Annotated in this window: 15 protein-coding genes and 1 tRNA gene; 10 read left to right on the forward strand and 6 right to left on the reverse strand. The window is 34.5% G+C overall.

Annotated elements, in window-relative coordinates:
• Positions 1 to 96: 96 nt before the first annotated feature.
• The 3 genes from QLS65_RS00075 to QLS65_RS00085 all read left to right on the forward strand — a co-directional run bounded on the left by QLS65_RS00075 (position 97) and on the right by QLS65_RS00085 (position 3000).
• Positions 97 to 867 carry a dienelactone hydrolase family protein gene (locus tag QLS65_RS00075; RefSeq protein WP_282713581.1) on the forward strand — a complete coding sequence of 257 codons (771 nt, stop codon included), beginning with the start codon at positions 97 to 99 and terminating at the stop codon, positions 865 to 867.
• A 100-nt stretch (positions 868 to 967) separates the two neighbouring features.
• On the forward strand, positions 968 to 1981 hold the full coding sequence (locus QLS65_RS00080; protein WP_282714413.1) for a DUF3667 domain-containing protein: 1014 nt from the start codon (positions 968 to 970) through the stop codon (positions 1979 to 1981).
• A gap of 5 nt (positions 1982 to 1986) precedes the next feature.
• Complete coding sequence (locus QLS65_RS00085; RefSeq protein ID WP_282714415.1) at positions 1987 to 3000, forward strand: M28 family metallopeptidase; 1014 nt, start codon at positions 1987 to 1989, stop codon at positions 2998 to 3000.
• 185 nt (positions 3001 to 3185) lie between these two features.
• Here QLS65_RS00085 and QLS65_RS00090 read toward each other — a convergent pair whose 3' ends face one another.
• The 5 genes from QLS65_RS00090 to QLS65_RS00110 form a co-directional block, all read right to left on the reverse strand.
• The gene (locus tag QLS65_RS00090) at positions 3186 to 4382 is read right to left on the reverse strand and encodes a PAS domain-containing sensor histidine kinase (protein WP_282714417.1); all 1197 of its coding nucleotides are present in this window, start codon (positions 4380 to 4382) and stop codon (positions 3186 to 3188) included.
• Between the two features lie 307 nt (positions 4383 to 4689).
• Positions 4690 to 4765, reverse strand: a tRNA-His gene (locus QLS65_RS00095).
• A gap of 74 nt (positions 4766 to 4839) precedes the next feature.
• Positions 4840 to 5556: a bacillithiol biosynthesis deacetylase BshB1 gene (gene bshB1 / locus QLS65_RS00100; protein WP_282713577.1), complete on the reverse strand. Its 717-nt coding sequence runs from the start codon at positions 5554 to 5556 to the stop codon at positions 4840 to 4842.
• A gap of 48 nt (positions 5557 to 5604) precedes the next feature.
• On the reverse strand, positions 5605 to 6693 hold the full coding sequence (locus QLS65_RS00105) for a chorismate-binding protein (protein WP_282713576.1): 1089 nt from the start codon (positions 6691 to 6693) through the stop codon (positions 5605 to 5607).
• 126 nt (positions 6694 to 6819) lie between these two features.
• Entirely contained in the window at positions 6820 to 7257 is a 438-nt protein-coding gene (locus QLS65_RS00110) for a PaaI family thioesterase (protein WP_282713575.1), read from the reverse strand.
• 116 nt (positions 7258 to 7373) lie between these two features.
• Between QLS65_RS00110 and QLS65_RS00115 the strand changes: the two genes are divergently transcribed.
• The 4 genes from QLS65_RS00115 to purL all read left to right on the forward strand — a co-directional run bounded on the left by QLS65_RS00115 (position 7374) and on the right by purL (position 17468).
• On the forward strand, positions 7374 to 8900 hold the full coding sequence (locus tag QLS65_RS00115; protein ID WP_282714423.1) for a hypothetical protein: 1527 nt from the start codon (positions 7374 to 7376) through the stop codon (positions 8898 to 8900).
• Positions 8901 to 9062: 162 nt separating this feature from the next.
• Positions 9063 to 10832, forward strand: a complete 1770-nt coding sequence (locus QLS65_RS00120) for an endonuclease (RefSeq protein WP_282713573.1) — start codon at positions 9063 to 9065, stop codon at positions 10830 to 10832.
• A 314-nt stretch (positions 10833 to 11146) separates the two neighbouring features.
• Positions 11147 to 13702 (forward strand): endonuclease, encoded by a 2556-nt coding sequence (locus QLS65_RS00125; RefSeq protein ID WP_282714426.1) that lies wholly within the window; start codon positions 11147 to 11149, stop codon positions 13700 to 13702.
• Between the two features lie 91 nt (positions 13703 to 13793).
• Positions 13794 to 17468 (forward strand): phosphoribosylformylglycinamidine synthase, encoded by a 3675-nt coding sequence (purL, locus tag QLS65_RS00130; protein WP_282714428.1) that lies wholly within the window; start codon positions 13794 to 13796, stop codon positions 17466 to 17468.
• 319 nt (positions 17469 to 17787) lie between these two features.
• Here the strand turns inward: purL and QLS65_RS00135 are convergent, their stop codons facing one another.
• Positions 17788 to 17955 (reverse strand): hypothetical protein, encoded by a 168-nt coding sequence (locus QLS65_RS00135; RefSeq protein ID WP_282714430.1) that lies wholly within the window; start codon positions 17953 to 17955, stop codon positions 17788 to 17790.
• 390 nt (positions 17956 to 18345) lie between these two features.
• Between QLS65_RS00135 and QLS65_RS00140 the strand changes: the two genes are divergently transcribed.
• The 3 genes from QLS65_RS00140 (at position 18346) to QLS65_RS00150 (ending at position 20751) form a co-directional block, all read left to right on the forward strand.
• Positions 18346 to 18786: a hypothetical protein gene (locus tag QLS65_RS00140; RefSeq protein WP_282714432.1), complete on the forward strand. Its 441-nt coding sequence runs from the start codon at positions 18346 to 18348 to the stop codon at positions 18784 to 18786.
• A gap of 185 nt (positions 18787 to 18971) precedes the next feature.
• On the forward strand, positions 18972 to 20066 hold the full coding sequence (locus tag QLS65_RS00145; protein WP_282714434.1) for a DUF695 domain-containing protein: 1095 nt from the start codon (positions 18972 to 18974) through the stop codon (positions 20064 to 20066).
• A gap of 163 nt (positions 20067 to 20229) precedes the next feature.
• Positions 20230 to 20751: a hypothetical protein gene (locus tag QLS65_RS00150; RefSeq protein WP_282714436.1), complete on the forward strand. Its 522-nt coding sequence runs from the start codon at positions 20230 to 20232 to the stop codon at positions 20749 to 20751.
• Positions 20752 to 20777: the final 26 nt, after the last annotated feature.

The raw sequence follows: 20777 nt of genomic DNA on the forward strand, positions 1-20777 counted from the left end.
CATAAAGATTAAATATACAGTTATAAATTAAAAAAATCAAAGCCCTAATTTTTGGACTAATTAATTGAGACATTTGTAAAAATAAAAACACCCAATATGAAAAATATCTTCTTTGCTTTATTAGGATTTCTATTGCTTTCCAATGGCGCATTTGCACAATTGAAAGCAGTAAAGTACACGGATGGAAATCAAAAATTAAATGGTTTGTCAATTGCACCTAAAAAAGGAGGCAAAACTAAACCTGGAATCTTAATCCTTCCCGCTTGGAAAGGAATTGATACGCATTCCAAACAATCTGCAGAAAAATTGTCAAACATGGGCTATTATGCTTTTGTAGCTGATATTTATGGTGAAGGAAACTACCCAACAAACACGCAAGAAGCTGGAAAGCAAGCTGGTATTTACAAAAATAATGTAGCTGATTATCAAAGACGCATTCAACTTGCTTTAGACCAATTAGTGAAAGCAGGTGCAAATCCAGATAATATTGTTGTCATAGGTTATTGTTTTGGGGGAACTGGCGTACTTGAAGCTGCAAGAGCAGGAATGAAAATCCAAGGAGCAGTTTCTTTTCATGGTGGTTTAGGACGAGATGCTGCACGAGTAAACAACCCAATTGCTGCAAAAATTTTAGTGCTTCACGGTGCTGATGACCCTTATGTTCCAGCTGCAGAAGTAACTGCTTTTCAACAAGAAATGAGAGATACAAAAGCGGATTGGGAAATGATTTATTACGCTAATTCAGTACATGCTTTTACAGAACCTGAAGCTGGGAATGATAATTCTAAAGGAGCCGCTTACAACGAAAAAGCTGCTAAACGTTCATGGGAACGTATGAATTCTTTCTTAAAAGAAGTTTTGAAATAATTTTTTAAATATATTTTTTAAAAACAGTATAAGTTCGGTTTTTTTGTTAGTTTTATAGATTAAAATTTAACAAAATTCTAGAATTTATACTGTTTTTTTTATGTCAAAAAGTAAAATCAGAAACGACAAAACGTGTCTTAATTGCAGATATGTGGTTGAAAATAGATTCTGCCCTAATTGTGGGCAAGAAAATACTGATACCCGAAAGACGTTTCATCACCTCTTTGTTCATTTTTTTGAGGATTTAACACATTATGAAAACGCTTTTTGGAGAACCATAAAAAATCTTTTATTCAAGCCTTCTGCACTAACTAAAGAATACCTTTCCGGAAAACGATTGTCTTATTTGGCTCCTGTCAGATTGTACATTTTTATAAGTTTTATTACGTTTCTATTGATTGCCATTTTTCCTAGTGAAATCAATTCTTCAGAAAAAACTACCGAAAAGGAAGCTATCTTTACCACCAAAAACAAATCATTTCAAAATACTATATCCAAAAATGATTCCGTTAAAAAAAGTAAAACTGCTTCAAATGAAGAGGATGAATTGATCAATTTTGGATATGATTCCGTCGAACAATTAGACTCTATTCAAAAGCATGCTCCTGAGTCAGAAAAATTATCTGATTTTAGTTATTGGATGAATAAAAAAATCCAAATCGTTAAAGAAAATAATACCCAAAGCGAAATTATTGAAAAATTCATAAGTTCCTTTACCCATAATTTGCCCAAAGTTCTGTTTGTATTCATGCCAATTTTTGCTTTTTTTCTGTGGCTTTTCCACAACAAGAAACGCTGGTATTACTTTGATCATGGGATTTTCACCTTACATTACTTTTCCTTTTTGTTATTGCTGTTTTTGTTATTATTTCTTATGAACAAAGGATTGACTCCATTTTCAGAACTAGGTCTTGTAACTTTCATACAGGTAATCACTAATTTCGTAGGAATTGGCTGGATGGTTTATTATTTCTTTCCGGCGCACCATCGTTTTTATGGAGAAACCCGCTTTATCTCCTTTCTAAAAAGTAGTTTACTATTTTTCATCAACTTCATATTAATCATTATTATATTATCAATTTTTGCCATTTATACATTTATCAATTTACATTAAAAAACATGAAAAAAATCCCTTTATTAGGTCTAATGGTTGTTTTAACCATGAGCTGTACCACTCAAAAAGTCAGTATAGCAAATACCGACCCTACAAAATATATGAATACAATTACTGCTGACGAATTAAAAACACACCTTTACATTGTCGCTTCGGATGAAATGGAAGGCCGTGAAACAGGATCTTCAGGACAAAAGAAAGCAGGTGTTTACCTCATCGATCAATACAAGAAAAACGCCGTTCCTTTTCCAACTGCCGCTTCTGACTATTACCAAAAAATCCCGGCAGCTTTCTTAAATGCCAAACGCAATGAAAACTTACCGGATTCCGAAAACATTTGGGCCTATATCGAAGGTTCTGAAAAACCAAATGAAGTTATTGTAATTTCTGCCCATTACGATCACGTAGGTGCAAAAAATGGAGAAATTTACAACGGTGCTGATGATGATGGCTCAGGAACAGTTGCGCTACTTGAAATTGCACAAGCATTCCAAATCGCTAAAAAAGAAGGTCACGGTCCAAAACGCTCTATCCTGTTTCTTCACGTTACCGGCGAGGAACACGGTTTGCATGGTTCCAGATATTACTCAGAAAACCCTTTATTTCCATTAGCAAACACCATTACCGACATCAATATTGACATGATAGGCCGTCGTGATGAAGCACATGCGGGCAGCAACAATTATGTATACGTTATTGGCGCAAACCGCTTATCGACTGATTTAGATAATATTTGCACCATTGCAAACGCTAAATACACTAATTTGGATTTAGATTATAAATACAATGATCCTAAAGATCCAAACCATTTCTATGAGCGTTCTGACCATTACAATTTTGCTAAAAATGGCGTTCCGTCTGTATTCCTTTTCAACGGAGTTCATGCTGATTATCACAAACCAACAGATAGTCCTGACAAAATTGAATACGATGCGTTAACAAAAAGAGCCAAATTTGCATTTGTAACCGCTTGGGAACTGGCAAACCGTACCGAAAGACCTATTGTAGATAAAAAATAGATAGAGCATTTGGGCACATCCACGCTTTCGCTAGCGCTACAGTTTGGTCGGGCTATACGTTACAATCTTTATAGTCACGTTAAAAAACGAGACTATTAAGGATTTCTACTGCTATCCCTTGTGTAAACCTCATAAAAAAAGAGCTTCGAAGTAATTCGAAGCTCTTTTTTTTATCATTTAATCAATTAAACCCTTTCGTCAAATTCTATTTTATCAACGCTATCAATTTTATGCAAAGGTTCCTCAAGAGGCAATGTGAAATAAAAAGATGAACCAATTCCTTCCACACTTTCAACCCATATTTCCCCATCATTTTTCTCTACAAATCCTTTGACTAATAACAGCCCAATTCCAGCACCTTTGTTATCTTTCCTTGCTTTAGAAAGCGTACTCATTTGAGGTGTAAAGAGTTTGCTTTGCACGTCTTTTGACATTCCAATTCCAGAATCCTTTATTTGAATTAATACTCTTTCGGCTTCAATTTTTGCCAAAACAATAATTTCTCCTCCAGGTAAAGAATGCTTAATAGCATTAGAAATTATATTTTGAAAAACAGAAAGTAACATTTTACCATCTGCAAAAACACTGATATTAGGTCCTATTTCATTACGGAGATTTATGGAATTCAAAGCAGCTGCGTCATGCAATGATTCAAAAACTTTTTGTGCATAATCAAAAAGCTCAATTTTTGCTGGAGAGAACACTTCCGATGCATATTTTATTCTGGCCCATTCCACTAAATTGTCCAGCATGTTTAACTCATCTACTGCCGTTTTATGAAGTAAATCAAGCATTTCTTTTGCCTTTGTGGATTCCAATCTGTCCAGATTTGTTTTCAAATATTCTGCCGTTCCGATAATTCCGGATAACGGACTTCTTAAATCATGAGAAACAATTGCAAGAACATTCTCTTTATGTGTATTAAGGTCTTCCAGTTCTTTTACATATTTCTTTATGGCATCTTCTGATTTCTTTCTCTCAGTCAAATCTCGTAAGATTTTAACATAACCCAACATCTCACCATCAATTCCAGTAAGTGGAAAAACCAAACCATAAGCATAAAAAATACTTCTGTCTTTACAAATGTGCCATCTGTTATCCGTAGCTCTTCCCTCTACTAATGCAGCTTGAATTTCTGTTTGCGGAATACCATTTTGTATGTCTTCTTCCGTAAAAATCACATCAAAATGCTGTCCTATAATTTCGTCTGGTTCATATCCAAATATTTTGGTTGAACCTGAACTCCAGCTATTAATTACAAATTCATTGTCAAGAGTAAAAATTGAATAATCTTGTAAACTATCAATTATTTGGCTATAAAACTCGGCTGTTGGAATGTAATTACTTTTAAGAATTTTAGAATTGATCTTCTCGTTTTCCATTAAATTATATAAATAATATTTAAAATTTTGAAAGCTTACTTTAGGTTGATTTAATTATACAATGCGTCCAAAGATACACAAAAGAAAATACGATATATGTAAAACAAATAATATAACTCTTAACAGTAATTTATATCCGAAAAGTTATCTACTTAATTCGTTTAATCCTAAATTTCCAGATGACTTCTTCATTTCCTCTAATACGATTTCCCTTTTACAATTTTCAAGCCAATAAAATTGTGTTATAATCTCACGAAACTTTACCCCACAAAAAAAGCCTCGAATTTCTTCGAAGCTTTTGCTTTCTGGGTGGGAGACGGGGCTCGAACCCGCGACCCTCGGTACCACAAACCGATGCTCTAACCAACTGAGCTACAACCACCATTTGCTTAGCGGTGGCAAATATACGACATAAGTTTACTTCTGCAAATATTTTTTTTAAAAAATTACATGAAATTTACATCAAATCTCCTAAGCTATTGACTGCCAAATATCTTTCCACGGTAAAACCTTCAGCATGATCTATTCCTGTGAGCCTTCCTAAATCTCTAGAACGGTAATTCAGGCTTTCTAAGAAGTTTTTACTAGTTATAGGCGACTCCGGTTCATTTGAATTTGCATCATAAAACTGAGAACCGTAAGCCAAGATTGACTCGATTTTTTTATCGGTGAAACCTGTAATGTCAACCACAAAATCTGGCTCTATATTTTTCCACTGAATGTAATGGTAGACTAATTTCGGTCGCCAAGTCGTTTGTCGCTCTCCTTCTAAGGTAGTTTCAATTTTCATTAATCCAGATAAAAAACAAGCATCAGATACCAATTTACTTCCTTTTGCATGATCAATATGACGATCATCAATTGCATTACACAAAACAATTTCTGGCTGATACTTACGAATCATTTTTATGATCTCTAATTGGTGCTTTTCATCATTAACAAAAAAACCATCTCTCATTTCTAAGTTTTCACGCGCTGAAACACCTAGGATTTTTGCAGCAGCATTTGCTTCTTGATCTCTGATTTCGGCTGAACCGCGAGTTCCTAATTCGCCACGGGTCAAATCAATAATTCCAACTGTCTTCCCCAAAGAGATTTCTTTTAAAATAGTTCCTCCACAACCCAATTCCACATCATCAGGATGCGCACCAAAAGCAAGTATATCTAATTTCATCTATAATTCGTTAACTATATTTTTGTTTAATTTTTTAAGCTGCAAATACTACTGCAAATCTAATATTTTCTTCATTGTCACAGATTTATTGACACTTTCTTTCCACTCTTTTTCAGGAATACTATCTTTTGTAATACCACACCCCATATACAAATACGCTTTTGTCTTTTCAAGATTAGAATCAATCTTGATTTGCATACATCGCAAATTCACATACAAATCAGACTTCAATTCTTCTTTATTAAACCCTTCCTTGTTTAATTCCCCTAAAAAACCGGTATAATATTCTCTGTCGTAACCTTCATTTTCAATAATAAAATCCTGAGCTGCATCTTTTGGCAATCCGCATACGGCGGGCGTTGGATGCAAAACAGAAACGACTTCTTTCAAACTTGAATTATCATTTATTACCCCTTCAATATCAGTTTTAATGTGTGCTAAAGTTCCTGCTTGTAATGTATAAGGACTCGAAACAGCCACTTCTGAACTAAGATTCTTAAGATTATTTAAAATAAAATCAGTAACAAACTGCTGCTCTTCCATTTCTTTTTTCCCCCAAACCACTTCGGTCGTACCTTGAAGTTTTTGCGTTCCGGCTAATGCCATTGTATAAAAGGTGCTATTATTAGCCTTCAATAATCGCTCTGGTGTTGCGCCCATCCATAATCCTATTTTTGGATGAAACCAACAATAGCAGAAAGCAGTTGGGTAACTTTGAATTAATTTTTCGAAAATCGAAACTAAATCAAAATTTGATATATCCACTATTTCTTTCCTAGATAGAACTACTTTTTTCAAAGTCCCTTTTGCAATAGCATCAATCCCTTTTTGAACAAGAATTTCAAAATGTTCTTTAGCTTGTTTATCCTCTGAATCTGTAAAATCAGAACCTTCATTTTCTTTAAAAGAAGTGATTAGAGTTTTCCATTTAATAGATTCATTTTCAGGAATAAGAATCATTTGACTACCTTCAAATGGGGCAAAAACAAAACCTGTTTCTTCAAAGTTTTCAGCAAAATATAAATGATCATTATTCTGGAAAAAACCCACTAATTTGATATCATTCGGTTTTCTGTACAAGACAAAAGGTAAATTTTGAGCTTTTTGTTGCTTTACTTTTATAAAAAAGTCAATCATATTTAATTCATTTAAAATATAAATTTTATTAAAACATCAGGAAATTTTGCTAGTTTGGATTTTGTCAAAACCATGTTAGTCAATCTCCCTTGAACTCTGCAATGGATTTAGCTACAATTACTTCAATTATTTATCTCCGCTTTTTCTTTTTGGTAAAACCATATTCGTAAGCTTACAAAGCGAGATTAAATTATTGTTTTCATCAGTAATTCGTATTTCCCAAAGATGAATGCTTCGTCCTTTGTGAACAATCTTAGCGGTTGCAGTTACAATTCCGTCCCGTTTAGCTTTTAAATGATTCGCTGAAATCTCAATTCCGCGCACTTCACTTAGTTCAGAATTTACATAAAGCATAGAAGCTGCGCTTCCTACACTTTCTGCTAAAGCGACTGAGGCACCGCCATGTAACAAGCCCATTGGCTGATGTACAGAAGGGTTGACAGGCATTGTTGCAACAAGAAAATCTTCACCTGCGTCAGTATATTCAATATTCAACGTTTGCATTAAGGTATTTTTAGAAACGTGATTGCAATATTGTAGTATCTTTTCTTTGTCGAATGTCATGTTATTTAATTTTAAAATGTAAAAATAATTAAAAGATAAGTCACAAAACAGTAATTACAATTGTTATTCTGATTTCGAAAATAGATTTTCCCTATTTTTACAAAAAATATAACAAAATGCGTCTCAAAATATTTTTGCTTTTTATAGTAATTACAACTACTATTTGTTCCTGCCGCTCCGATTTTGAGACTGTAGCAAGCAGTGGTGATTTGACATTTTCGAAAGACACTATTTATTTAGATACCGTTTTCTCTAACATTGGTTCCAGTACATACCGACTCAAAGTCTACAACAAAAGTAAAAACGACATTACCATTCCAAGCATTAAATTAGGAAAAGGCTTGAATTCTAAATATAGAATGACCGTTGATGGAATGCAGGGAAGTGAAGGGAAAATTTTTAATAATGTGGATCTTTTGGCCAAAGACAGTTTGTATATTTTCATAGAAACAACCGCTAATATTACTGATGCAAACTCGAATGATTTTTTATACACGGATCAAATTCAGTTTGACAGTGGCGAAAATCTTCAAAATGTAGAGCTCGTAACACTGATTCAAGATGCTATCTTCTTGTATCCAAAACGTTTTGCTGACGGAACTACAGAAACACTTCCTATTGGAGACGAAAAAATAGATGGATTTTTTCTTGATGAAAACGATCCTGTTAATGGGAATGAATTACAATTTACCAATGACAAGCCCTATGTTATTTATGGTTACGCAGCGGTACCTTCGAATAAAACCGCCACTTTTGAAGCAGGAACCAGAGTTCATTTCCATGCTAATTCCGGGCTTATTGTGGCTAATAATGCCTCGATAAACATCAATGGAACATTATCAACAACGGATAAGCTTGAAAACGAAGTCATTTTTGAAGGCGACCGTTTAGAACCGGATTTTTCAGATGTACCGGGACAATGGGGTACCATTTGGCTTACTGATGGCAGTACAAACAATACATTGAATCACCTCACGATTAAAAATGCAACCATTGGTTTGTTAATTCAAAACAATGATGGCACAACAGTTTCTATCAAAAATACCCAAATATACAATAGCAGTAACTACGGAATTTTGGCGCAGACCGCAAAAATCAAAGGCGAAAATTTAGTTATCAATAATGCCGGACAAGCCAGTTTAGCGTGTTCTTATGGCGGAAATTATTCGTTTACACATTCCACCTTCAACAATAACTGGAACAGCTCACAACAAGTGGCGGTTTTGGTAAGCAATTATATTTTGGGAGCAGTTCCAGAAGTGAAAGATTTAACCGCAGCCACATTTAACAATTGTATCATTTATGGGTCGTACTCAAACGAAATGAGTTTAAACAAGAAAACGGGGGCTGCTTTTGAATACCAATTCAACAATTGCCTTATTAAATTTGATAACGTATCCAATCAATTTACGACGAATCCCAATTATCAATTTAATACTGACACCGCACATTACAATGCTATAATTTTGAATAAAGACCCGAAATTTTTCAACACATCACAGAACAAATTCAATATTGACGAAACTTCAGCAGCTTTCGCAAAAGGAAGCTCGGCGTATTTAATTCCGCTTGATATTATAGGAAACACGAGAACTGTACCGCCAGATTTGGGGGCGTATCAAAACAAAGTGTTCCCAAAATAAACGGGCCTGAATTATAACCTACCACATCAAAATATAAGAGAAAAACTTAATTTAATTAAACATTTAGTAACCTGAAACGATAATTAAAATAGTAGTTTTGTCCAAATTTTAGCTTAATAAATCCAATTCATTTTTAACACCTAATTAATTCATTATCAGACTATGAAACAAATCTACTCGCTGCTCTTTTTATTTCTTTTCACTTCAGGTTTTGCCCAAGCACCGGCGGGGTATTATACAACTGCCACAGGAACTGGCTACGCATTAAAAACACAATTATACAACATCATAAAAGACCATACTGTACAGACGTATGCTGGTTTATATGTTACCTACGAAACTTCTGATATTGATAATTTTTTTGAAAACGACGGTTCTGTATTAGACATGTACTCGGAGAATCCTGCAGGAACAGATCCTTATACCTATAATATTGCATCTACACAACGATGTGGAAACTATACAAATGAAGGAGATTGTTACAATAGAGAACACATTATACCGCAATCAATATTTAACGAAGCATCACCAATGGTTTCGGATGCGCATTTTATTACGCCTACAGATGGAAAAGTAAACGGAATCAGGTCTAATTACCCGCACTCAGTAGTAGCAACTGCTAGTCAAACTACTCTTAATGGAAGCAAACTTGGAGCAAGTACAACTGCAGGTTATACAGGTCCAGTTTTTGAACCAATAGATGAATTTAAAGGAGATATTGCTCGCATGTATTTCTATTTTGCCACTCGCTACGAAAATACAGTTGCCGGATACAATTACCCAATGTTCAATAATTCAACTAATAAAGTATTTACTACAGCATTTTTAAATCAATTGTTGGCTTGGCACAATCAAGATCCGGTAAGTGCCAGAGAAATTGCCCGTAACAATGCTATTTATGCGCGTCAAAACAATAGAAATCCTTATATTGATAATCCTACTTATGCAACAGATATTTGGAAAATAGAAGCAGTCGATACAGAAGTTCCTACAACGGTAACAAACTTAACAGTAACTGAAACAACTTCTAGCACAGCTACTTTGACTTGGAGCGCAGCAACAGATAACATTGGTGTTACCGGTTATGATTTGTATGTAAACGGCACTTTAAAATCTACAGAAACAGGATTAACTACCACAGTAAATGGTTTAGCAGCATCTACAACGTATTCCTTTTATATCATTGCTAGAGATGCTGAAAGAAATTCTTCAGTTGCCAGTAGTATTGTAGAAGGAGTTACTAAAGCTCCTGCAGCTGGTACAACTTCTTGTGCATCTGAAGATTTTCAAACGATTCCGGTAAATGCAAGTTCTTATGCTACACAAATATGGACTAACGCAGGAATAACATGGACAGCTACAGATTCTCGCACCGATCAAGTATTGAATTCAAGAGCATTAACAATAAGGAATGGTTCTCTAACCTCTTCTTCTGTTGGGAATGGAATCAAGGATTTAACAGTTACCACCCAACTTATTTTTTCTGGAACATCAGGAACTTTTAAACTTAATGTTAATGGAACTGAAGTTGGAACTATACCATATAGTGCTACTGCAACTACAACAACTATATCAGGAATAAATGTAACCGGAAACGTAATAATAAGTATTACAGGAAATAGCACAATTTCAAATCGTGTCCGATTTGACGATCTTTCATGGACTTGTTCCGCTTCACTTGGAGTTGATGAGTTAGAAGAAAAAAGTTTTAATATCTATCCAAATCCATCAAACGGAAATGTCAAAATAAATTTCGAAAATTCGAATGAAAAATATTCTGTTCAAGTATTTTCAATATTAGGACAAAAAGTTTTTGAAAAAGAATACACAAACAGTTCTTCTGCTGCGTTAAACAATCTTCAAAAAGGAGTTTATTTAGTTAAAATAACAAACGATAATAAATCGGTTACTAAAAAACTAATTGTAAACTAATTTTTAAAACAAACGAATTATTTATCTAAAGCGGCATCTATTGCCGCTTTTTTTTGTTTTACATTTTTTTCAAATAAAGACCATTGCTTTAGGTTCAATTCCAATTTTCATTTCTGTTTTCTTCTAAAGTAAGAGTATAACTACTTTCCCTGAAATCTTAATAATTATGTTAATAAAATCTTAATTAACTTCATAATTTCTTAACATAACCCATCATAAAAGTTATAAATTTGCGCGTCTTCAGTATTTTAAGATTTGAAAATCAAGTTTTTAAAAACTGAAACTAACCCCAATAACCAAAACAAATTTAAATTATGAAAAAAATCTACTCTGCATTATTATTACTGTTTGTCACAGCTGCGATAGCCCAAATACCAAGTGGCTATTACAACACCGCCTCGGGATCTGGCTACACCTTGAAAACACAATTATACAACATCATCAAAGGACATACTGATAACGGATATGCTGGTTTATATACAATATATCAAACATCCGACAGAGATTATTACTTTGAAAATGACGCCACAATTTTAGACATGTATTCTGAAAATCCAACCGGAACAGACCCCTATAATTACTCCGCAGGAACTACACAAAGATGTGGAACCTATAGCGTAGAGGGTGATTGTTACAATAGAGAGCACATTATTCCGCAATCTGTATTTAGTGAACAATCACCAATGGTTTCGGATGCGCATTTCATCACACCAACTGACGGAAAAGTAAATGGACAACGTTCTAATTATCCACACGGACCGGTAACTTCTCCTACTTGGACTTCATTAAACGGAGGTAAACTTGGAGCAAGTACAACTTCTGGTTACTCTGGACCCATTTTCGAACCTATCAACGAATTCAAAGGTGATATTGCACGTATGTATTTCTATTTTGCCACACGTTACGAGAATACTGTTGCTGGATATTCTTATGCAATGTTTAATGGTACCAGCAATCAAGTTTTCACTACTGCTTTTTTAAACCTATTGATCACTTGGCACAATCAAGATCCAGTTAGTACTCGAGAAATCGCTCGTAACAATGCTATTTATACGGCTCAAAACAATAGAAATCCATACATTGACCATCCAGAATATGTACAGTCGATTTGGAACCCAACCGCTGATGCACAAGCCCCTACTACTCCAACGAATTTAGTAGCTACCGGAACAACATCAAACTCCGTTTCATTAAGCTGGACGGCCTCAACTGACAATATTGGAGTGACTGGATATAATGTATACATGAACAGCGCTTTAAAAACAACAGTAACCGGAACAACAACTACTATCACTGGATTAACAGCTTCAACGGCCTATTCTTTTTATATTGTTGCCAAAGATGCAGCTGGAAATTCTTCGGCTTCAAGTAATGTAGTTAATGCTACAACTGCTACCGGAACATCAATTACGTATTGTGCTTCTCAAGGAAACAGTACTGCCGATGAAAAAATAGGAAAAGTTGTTTTTGGTTCTATAAATAACACCTCTACAGGAACTGCTGGTTATGAAAATTTCACAACATTAACTACAAATGCAACTTCTGGAACAGCAAATACCATTACCATTACCCCGTCATGGACAAGCTCTGTTTACAGTGAAGGATATGCGGTTTGGATTGATTATAACAAAAATGGATTATTTACAGATGCAGGAGAACTAGTTTGGTCGAAAACCACTTCAACAACAACTCCGGCAACAGGAACAATCACGATACCTGCTTCGGCAACATTAGGAACTACCAGAATGAGAGTTTCCATGAAATACAATGCCATTCCAACTTCTTGCGAAGCGATTCCGTATGGTCAAGTAGAGGATTATACGGTAAATATAGTTCCCGGAACTGCAGATACAACTGCTCCATCAGCACCTACAGCTTTGACAGCATCAGGAACAGCTCAAACCACCACAACTTTATCTTGGACTGCCGCAACGGACAATATTGGGGTTACCGGATACGATGTGTACAGAGGAACTACACTATTGGGAACCGTTTCAACCACAACATATAATGTTACTGGATTAACTGCTGCAACAGCCTATACTTTTTCAGTAAAAGCTAAGGATGCAGCCGGAAATATTTCAGCTTCAAGCAATGTTATCAATGTTACTACAACTAGCGGTGGCTCCACTGCAACCGATTTATTATTTTCTGAATATATTGAAGGTTCATCAAACAATAAAGCGTTGGAAATTTCAAATGCGACAGGCGGAGCGATTAATTTATCGATTTACAGCATCAAAAAACAAACCAACGGTGCCGGTGCTTGGAGTACTGGACTAGCCTTAACCGGAACGCTGAATAACGGAAGTAAATTCACGATTGTAAATAGTTTGATGGCATCCACTTGTTATCCTATAAGTTCGGCTAATCTTTCTACATCAGCAACTGAAATGGCTTTTAATGGAAATGATGCTGTAGGTTTATTCAAAAATGGAGTCCTAATTGACATCATTGGAACTTTTAACGGTGGAACAGCAAACTTTGCAGCTGATGAAACAATCAGAAGAAAAGCAACCGTTACGTCTCCAACGACCACTTTCAATAAAACAGCACAATGGGATTCTTACACTTCAGACACCTGTAACAATTTAGGAAGTCGTATGGTTGAAAAAACACCAAAAACCAGTGTTGCTCTTGACATAAATGATATTGCTATCTATCCAAATCCATCTAATGGAAATTTCTCTATCAACAATTCGAATAAAATATATGCTATCGAAATTTATTCTATAATTGGTCAGAAAATTTTTGGAGAAGAAAACAGTACCAAATCAGAAATTACGCTGCCAAATATTGCAAAAGGAACGTACTTAGTTCGAGTTACCATCGATTCAAATTCGGTCATCAAGAAATTAATAATCAACTAATTAAGAAAGCGGCAAATTGCCGCTTTTTTTTTACCCAAAATTTAATCTTAATTGACTAAATTTGCACCGCAATACAACAAACTACATAACAATGATCCATTTCTTTGAAAACCAAAGCAAAACTGTTTTTGCCGTACATACGCAAAACGAAATTTCGGCTCAAGACATTTCAAAACTTAACTGGCTTTTTGCCGATTCAAATAAAATAGAAAAATCCGTACTGACGGATTTTTTTGTTGGTCCTCGCGCCACTATGATAACTCCGTGGAGCACTAATGCTGTGGAAATCACCCAAAACATGGGAATTTCCGGAATCATTAGAATCGAGGAATTTCACAAAGCAACAGCTGATTTTTCGGATTTTGATCCGATGCTTTCGCAAAAATACGCTGAGTTAAATCAAGATATTTTTACTATCAACGTGCTTCCAGAAGCCATTTTGGATATCGATGATATTGCTGCTTACAATGCAAAAGAAGGATTGTCTTTAAGTCCGGATGAAGTAGAATATTTGGATAATCTAGCGCTTAAATTAGGACGAAAACTAACAGATTCTGAGATTTTTGGTTTTTCACAAGCCAATTCAGAACACTGTCGTCACAAGATTTTCAACGGAAAATTTATCATTGACGGAGAAGAAAAAGAATCTTCTTTATTCAAATTAATCAAGAAAACATCTCAGGAAAACCCGAACGATATTGTTTCGGCTTATAAAGACAACGTTGCTTTTGTAAAAGGACCACGAGTACAACAATTTGCACCAAAAAGTGCTGATAAACCTGATTTTTATGAAGTAAAAGAATTTGATTCGGTTATTTCATTAAAAGCAGAAACGCATAATTTCCCAACAACAGTAGAGCCTTTCAACGGAGCTGCAACTGGTTCTGGAGGAGAAATTCGCGACCGTTTAGCAGGTGGACAAGGTTCGTTGCCAATGGCAGGAACGGCAGTTTATATGACTTCATATTCTCGTTTAGAAGGCCCATTCGACTCCGCTCAGGGTAGCAGACCTTGGGAAAATGGTATGACCGAAAGAAAATGGTTGTATCAAACGCCAATGGATATTTTGATCAAAGCCTCTAACGGAGCTTCTGATTTTGGAAATAAATTTGGACAACCGTTAATTACAGGTTCTATCCTGACTTTCGAACACGAAGAAGACGCTCGCAAACTAGGTTTCGACAAAGTGATTATGCAAGCGGGTGGAATTGGTTACGGGAAATTAGACCAAGCGATTAAGAAAAAACCACAAACAGGGGATAAAATTGTTATCCTTGGTGGGGAAAATTATAGAATTGGAATGGGTGGAGCTGCAGTTTCTTCAGCAGATACCGGAGCTTTTAGTTCAGGAATTGAATTGAATGCTATTCAACGTTCGAACCCAGAAATGCAAAAACGTGCTGCCAATGCCATTCGTGGTTTGGTAGAAAGTGATATCAATCCAATTGTCTCTATTCACGATCACGGAGCTGGTGGACATTTAAACTGTCTTTCGGAATTAGTGGAAGATACTGGTGGATTAATTGATTTAGACAAATTGCCTGTGGGAGATCCTACCCTTTCGGCAAAAGAAATAATTGGTAACGAATCTCAGGAAAGAATGGGATTGGTTATTGGTAAGGAAAACATCGATTTATTGCAAAAAATTGCTGACCGTGAGCGTTCACCAATGTATCAAGTGGGAGACGTAACCGGAGATCACCGTTTTACTTTCGAATCAAAATCAACTGGTGCTAAGCCAATGGATTTTGCCTTGGAAGACTTTTTTGGAAGTTCTCCAAAAGTGGTCATGACGGACAAAACAATCGAAAGAAACTATACTGATTTAGTATACGACAAGAAAAACATTTCAACCTACTTAGAGCAAGTACTTCAACTGGAAGCAGTGGCTTGTAAAGACTGGTTGACCAATAAAGTAGACCGTTGTGTGGGTGGTAAAGTTGCCAAACAACAATGTGCGGGACCCTTGCAATTACCATTGAATAATTGTGGTGTAATGGCTTTGGATTACCAAGGAATAGAAGGAATTGCCACTTCGATTGGTCACTCTCCTGTTGCGGCATTAATCGATCCTGTTGCGGGAAGTAGAACTGCTATTGCAGAGGCATTGTCTAACATTGTTTGGGCTCCAATAAAAGATGGTTTAGCTGGACTTTCATTGTCAGCTAACTGGATGTGGGCTTGTAAAAACGAAGGGGAAGACGCTCGTTTGTATGCAGCTGTACAAGGTTGTTCGGATTTTGCAATCGAATTGGGAATCAATATTCCAACCGGAAAAGATTCCCTTTCCATGAAACAAAAATATCCAAATGAAGAAGTAATCGCACCGGGAACGGTAATTATTTCAGCAGGTGGAAATTGTACCGACATTAGAAAAGTAGTAGAGCCTGTGTTACAAAGAGACGGCGGTTCTATTTATTACATCAATTTATCGCAAGATGATTTCAAATTAGGTGGTTCTTCGTTTGCACAAACCTTGAACACTATTGGAAATGAAGTGCCAACTATTAAAGATGCTGCTTTTTTCAAAAGAGCTTTCAATACCATTCAGGAACTAATTTTAGACAACAATATCCTTGCAGGACACGACATTGGAAGTGGTGGTTTGATCACAACCTTATTGGAAATGTGTTTTGCCGATGTGAATTTGGGAGCTAAAATAGATTTCTCCGTTTTCGAAGAAAAAGACATTATCAAATACCTTTTTGCTGAAAATATCGGAATTGTTTTCCAAGCAAAATCAGATGCTGAAGTGGAATCTAAATTAAACGCAACTAACGTTTCTTTCTATAAATTAGGAACAGCTACAACTGAAGCGACTTTAGATTTTGGTCCTTGTACATTAGACATTGCTAAATACAGAGATGTTTGGTACAAAACTTCCTTCTTATTAGACCAAAAACAATCTAAAAACGGAACGGCTCAAGCGCGTTTTGACAATTACAAAAACCAAGCGTTACATTATACTTTTCCAACACATTTTACAGGAAAAAAACCAGTAATCGATACTTCTAAGCCAAAACCAAAAGCAGCTATTATCCGTGAAAAAGGAAGTAACTCCGAGCGTGAAATGGCAAATGCAATGTATTTAGCCGGATTTGATGTAAAAGACGTTCACATGACCGATTTGATTTCAGGTCGTGAGACTTTGGAAGACATTCAGTTCATTGGAGCTGTTGGTGGATTCTCCAATTCAGATGTATTGGGTTCTGCCAAAGGGTGGGCCGGAGCGTTTTTATACAATGAAAAAGCAAAAACAGCTTTAGACAATTTCTTCAAAAGAGACGATACGCTGTCAGTTGGAATTTGTAACGGTTGCCAATTGTTTATGGAGTTGGAAGTGATTAATCCGGAGCATGAAGTACACGGAAAAATGTTGCACAACGAAAGTAACAAACACGAAAGTATTTTTACATCAGTAACGGTACAGGAAAACAATTCGGTGATGCTTTCTTCATTAGCAGGAAGTACTCTTGGAGTTTGGGTTTCGCATGGTGAAGGAAAATTTAATTTACCAATGGGTGAAGAAAATTATAATATTGTTTCTAAATATGCCTATGAAGGCTATCCTGCTAATCCAAACGGTTCTCATTTTGACGTGGCAATGCTTTGCGACAAAACAGGACGTCACTTGGTTATGATGCCACACATTGAGCGTTCTACGTTCCAATGGAACTGGGCTCATTATCCAAAAGACCGAGATGATGAAGTTTCGCCTTGGCATGAAGCTTTTGTCAATGCCAGAAAATGGATGGATAAAAAATAATTTTTTGATTTACTATATGAAAGCGTTCCTGAAAAGGAGCGCTTTTTTTATGGAATGAATTTAAAAGCCATTTTGATGATTTGTAAGATAATAATTAAAGTGTATATTTGAAAGTAATACGCTACGCAGTAGCGCCTATCCACCCAAAATGAGATGTATATGGGCTATTTTGTAGCGCCTATATACAAGTTGGCAGTAATGAGCGCGCAGAACGAGAAAAACAATGAATTAACAAAATGAAAATTATTCAAAAAGAAAGTTATTTCGAATATATTAAAAGGAGTTTTAAAACTCTTTTTACTAAATCTACTAATCTAATTTATACTTTCTTAGCATTTCTTCTAGTAGCAGTTTGTTGGTATGAAGATGGATTTGAAAATATGCTCAGAATTGTTTTTCTTTTGATAAATGCATCCATAATTATGTTGTTTCTTGGAGAAATTTTAGCAACTTCAATTTCAAAAGAAATAGATAAAAACAGTTTCATTACTGAATTGATTGCGATAATTATTTTGGTTTTTATAAGTTTTGTTTTCTATGATGAAAATTTCAGATTTTGGTCATTTGCTTTAGGCTTCATATTATTTATTCCAATAATTTTAAATATTGTCTTAAATAGAATCAGAATATGGCTAAATATATAAAGGAAAATCACTACTGCCAACACACGCTACAAGCAATTTGGGTATTAGGCTTAATTTGAAATTGGTCTTGTATTTGGAAGATTTGGCAAATCCGAAAATAGGGCTTAAGTTAGTCCCAAACTGCTTGTAGCGCGGGAACGTTGTAGACAATTTATTCATAAACTTACGTAATGAAACATAGTTGGAAAATATTCGAACTTATCATATCAGGAATTCAAATTTGTTTTGGGTTAATGATATTATTTTTCGTAGCTAAAACAATCCTAGAATATTACAATATTCTATGGGTCAATCCATTGATAGACCATAAAAGTATTGTTGAAGTAGCGTTTAGAAAAAACTCTATTCAAGTTATTGTTGCACTAATCGCTATTTTATCAGGAATACTATTAATCAAAAACTTATCAAAAGGTTGGATTATGAGCATTATAACTTGGATTATGTTTACAATTTTGTTGACAATTAGCACTTACAGAATATACCAACGCAATCCTGCAGAATTGGATTTGGTTTCAAGAGTCTTTATAAGTTTTTTAGTAATTGTATTTATAACAATAACAGGAATGTTAAATAGTGCAGAATTGAGACAAAAATATAAACCAACGAGAAGTAGCTGGATTACTATAGCAATTACTATTACAGCACTTACGTCTGCAAAGTTTGTATATACCTAAACTGCCTACAACAGCTACTACAACGGATTTGGGCAATAGGCTTAATGGAGAATTGGTTTTGTATTTGAGATGATTTGGCAAATCCGAAGAATGGGCTTAATTTAATCCCAAACCCGCTGTAGTACCAGAACGTTGGTGGCAAGACTAAAAAAAAACGAATCTAAACAAATAACTATATATTAAAAATGAACATTTTCAAAAATATCTTCGGAAAGAAAACTGAATCAATTAAAACATACGAAGACTTTTGGTCGTGGTTTGAAAAAAACGAAAAAAACTTTTTTGAAGTAGTAAAAAATCATAGAAATATTGAAAAAAATTTCTTGAATAAAATTGCACCTAAACTTGAAGAACTAAAAGATGGTTTTTACTATTTGTCTGGTATGTATAATAACGATACAGCTGAATTAATTTTAACAGCTGATGGGAATACAAAAAATATTGTATTTATTGAAGAACTTATAAGTCATTCTCCAAATCTTGAACGTTGGAAATTTACAGCACTTAAACCTGCTACAGATATTAAAAGTGTTAATATAGAAATGGCAGGTTATCAATTCAATTCTGAAAATATTAGCTTTTATTCAAATGAATTTCCTGATTTCCCAGATGAAATTGACATTACTATTGTTCATAATGACTTAAACGAAAAAAATAAATCAGAAGTCGGAAATGGTACATACATATTTCTAGATAACTATTTAGGAGAACTTGACTTTTTAAATAATATCGACAACCTAACTATAGTTGGCAAACAAGAAACCCAGAATGAATTAATTCCTATTGAAAAACTAAAAGATTTTTTAACATGGAGACAAAAAGAATTTATAGAAAAATATGATGGTGTTCGTTACGAAACAGAAAATGATGAATATTCAGCTCTTGAAGCTAAACTTAAAAGTGGAAATGCATTGATTGCTGTTGTTAATGCTGAATTATTAAATTGGGACAGAAAAGCATCTCATCCTTGGATTTCTAAATTAACATTAAAATTTGATGGAAGTAAGAATAATGGAATGCCGAATAAAAATGACTACAGCAAGCTAAGCAATATTGAAGAAGAAATAATGCAAGAGTTAAAAGATTATGACGGTTATTTGAATATTGGTAGAGAAACCGCAAATGGAGAACGAGAAATATATTTTGCTTGTAAAGACTTCCGAAAACCTTCAAAAGTATTCTTTAAAATTCAACAAAATTATTCAAATGTTTTTGAAATTGAATATGATATTTTCAAAGATAAATACTGGCAATATTTTGATAGATATAAACAAAACTAACAAAAGTCCAGCCACCAACACACGCTACAAGCAATTTGGGTATTAAGCTTAATGGAAAGTTGGTTTTGTATTTGGAAGATTTGGCTAATCCGAAGAATGGGCTTAATTTAGCCCCAAACCCGCTGTAGTAGCGGGAGGTTAGTGGCAAGCTTAAACGAAAATTATGGAAAGAGAAAAATTTGAGTTGAATATCAATAAAAAAGATTCAATTGATTTTATTATGAAAATATTGTTTTGTTGTGTTGGTATTTCTATATCGATATATTTTATATATCTTTTTAATTCTATCCGAAATTTAAAATTTTCGTACGATGTTTTTTTTGTTTTTCTTCTTCTATTCTCATTTCTTATATTGTGTATTTATGGGTTATTTGAATTATTTAATCCACCAAAAATATTGTACTTGAAAAATAAATTAACTAAAGAAGAAAATTTAAACTTAACAGAAAATATCTGTAAAAACTTTAATGGTAAAGATTTAAAAATTATCGAAAATATAGTTGAGTTCACAATTCAAAGAAAAGTTTGGTCTTATAAATTTAACGTTCAAATATTTACAGAAAACGAAATAATAGCTATTTACACAAAGGTTATAAATTCTAATAATAAAAATGGCATTGATTTTGGATCAACAAAAAAATTAAGTAGAAAAATATACGAAATGTTTATACAAGCCTGCCACTAACCGCCGTTTGGCAATATGGCGGGTTT

Origin of the sequence: Flavobacterium algoritolerans (assembly GCF_030010385.1) — a bacterium.
Classification (GTDB): Bacteria; Bacteroidota; Bacteroidia; order Flavobacteriales; family Flavobacteriaceae; genus Flavobacterium; species Flavobacterium algoritolerans.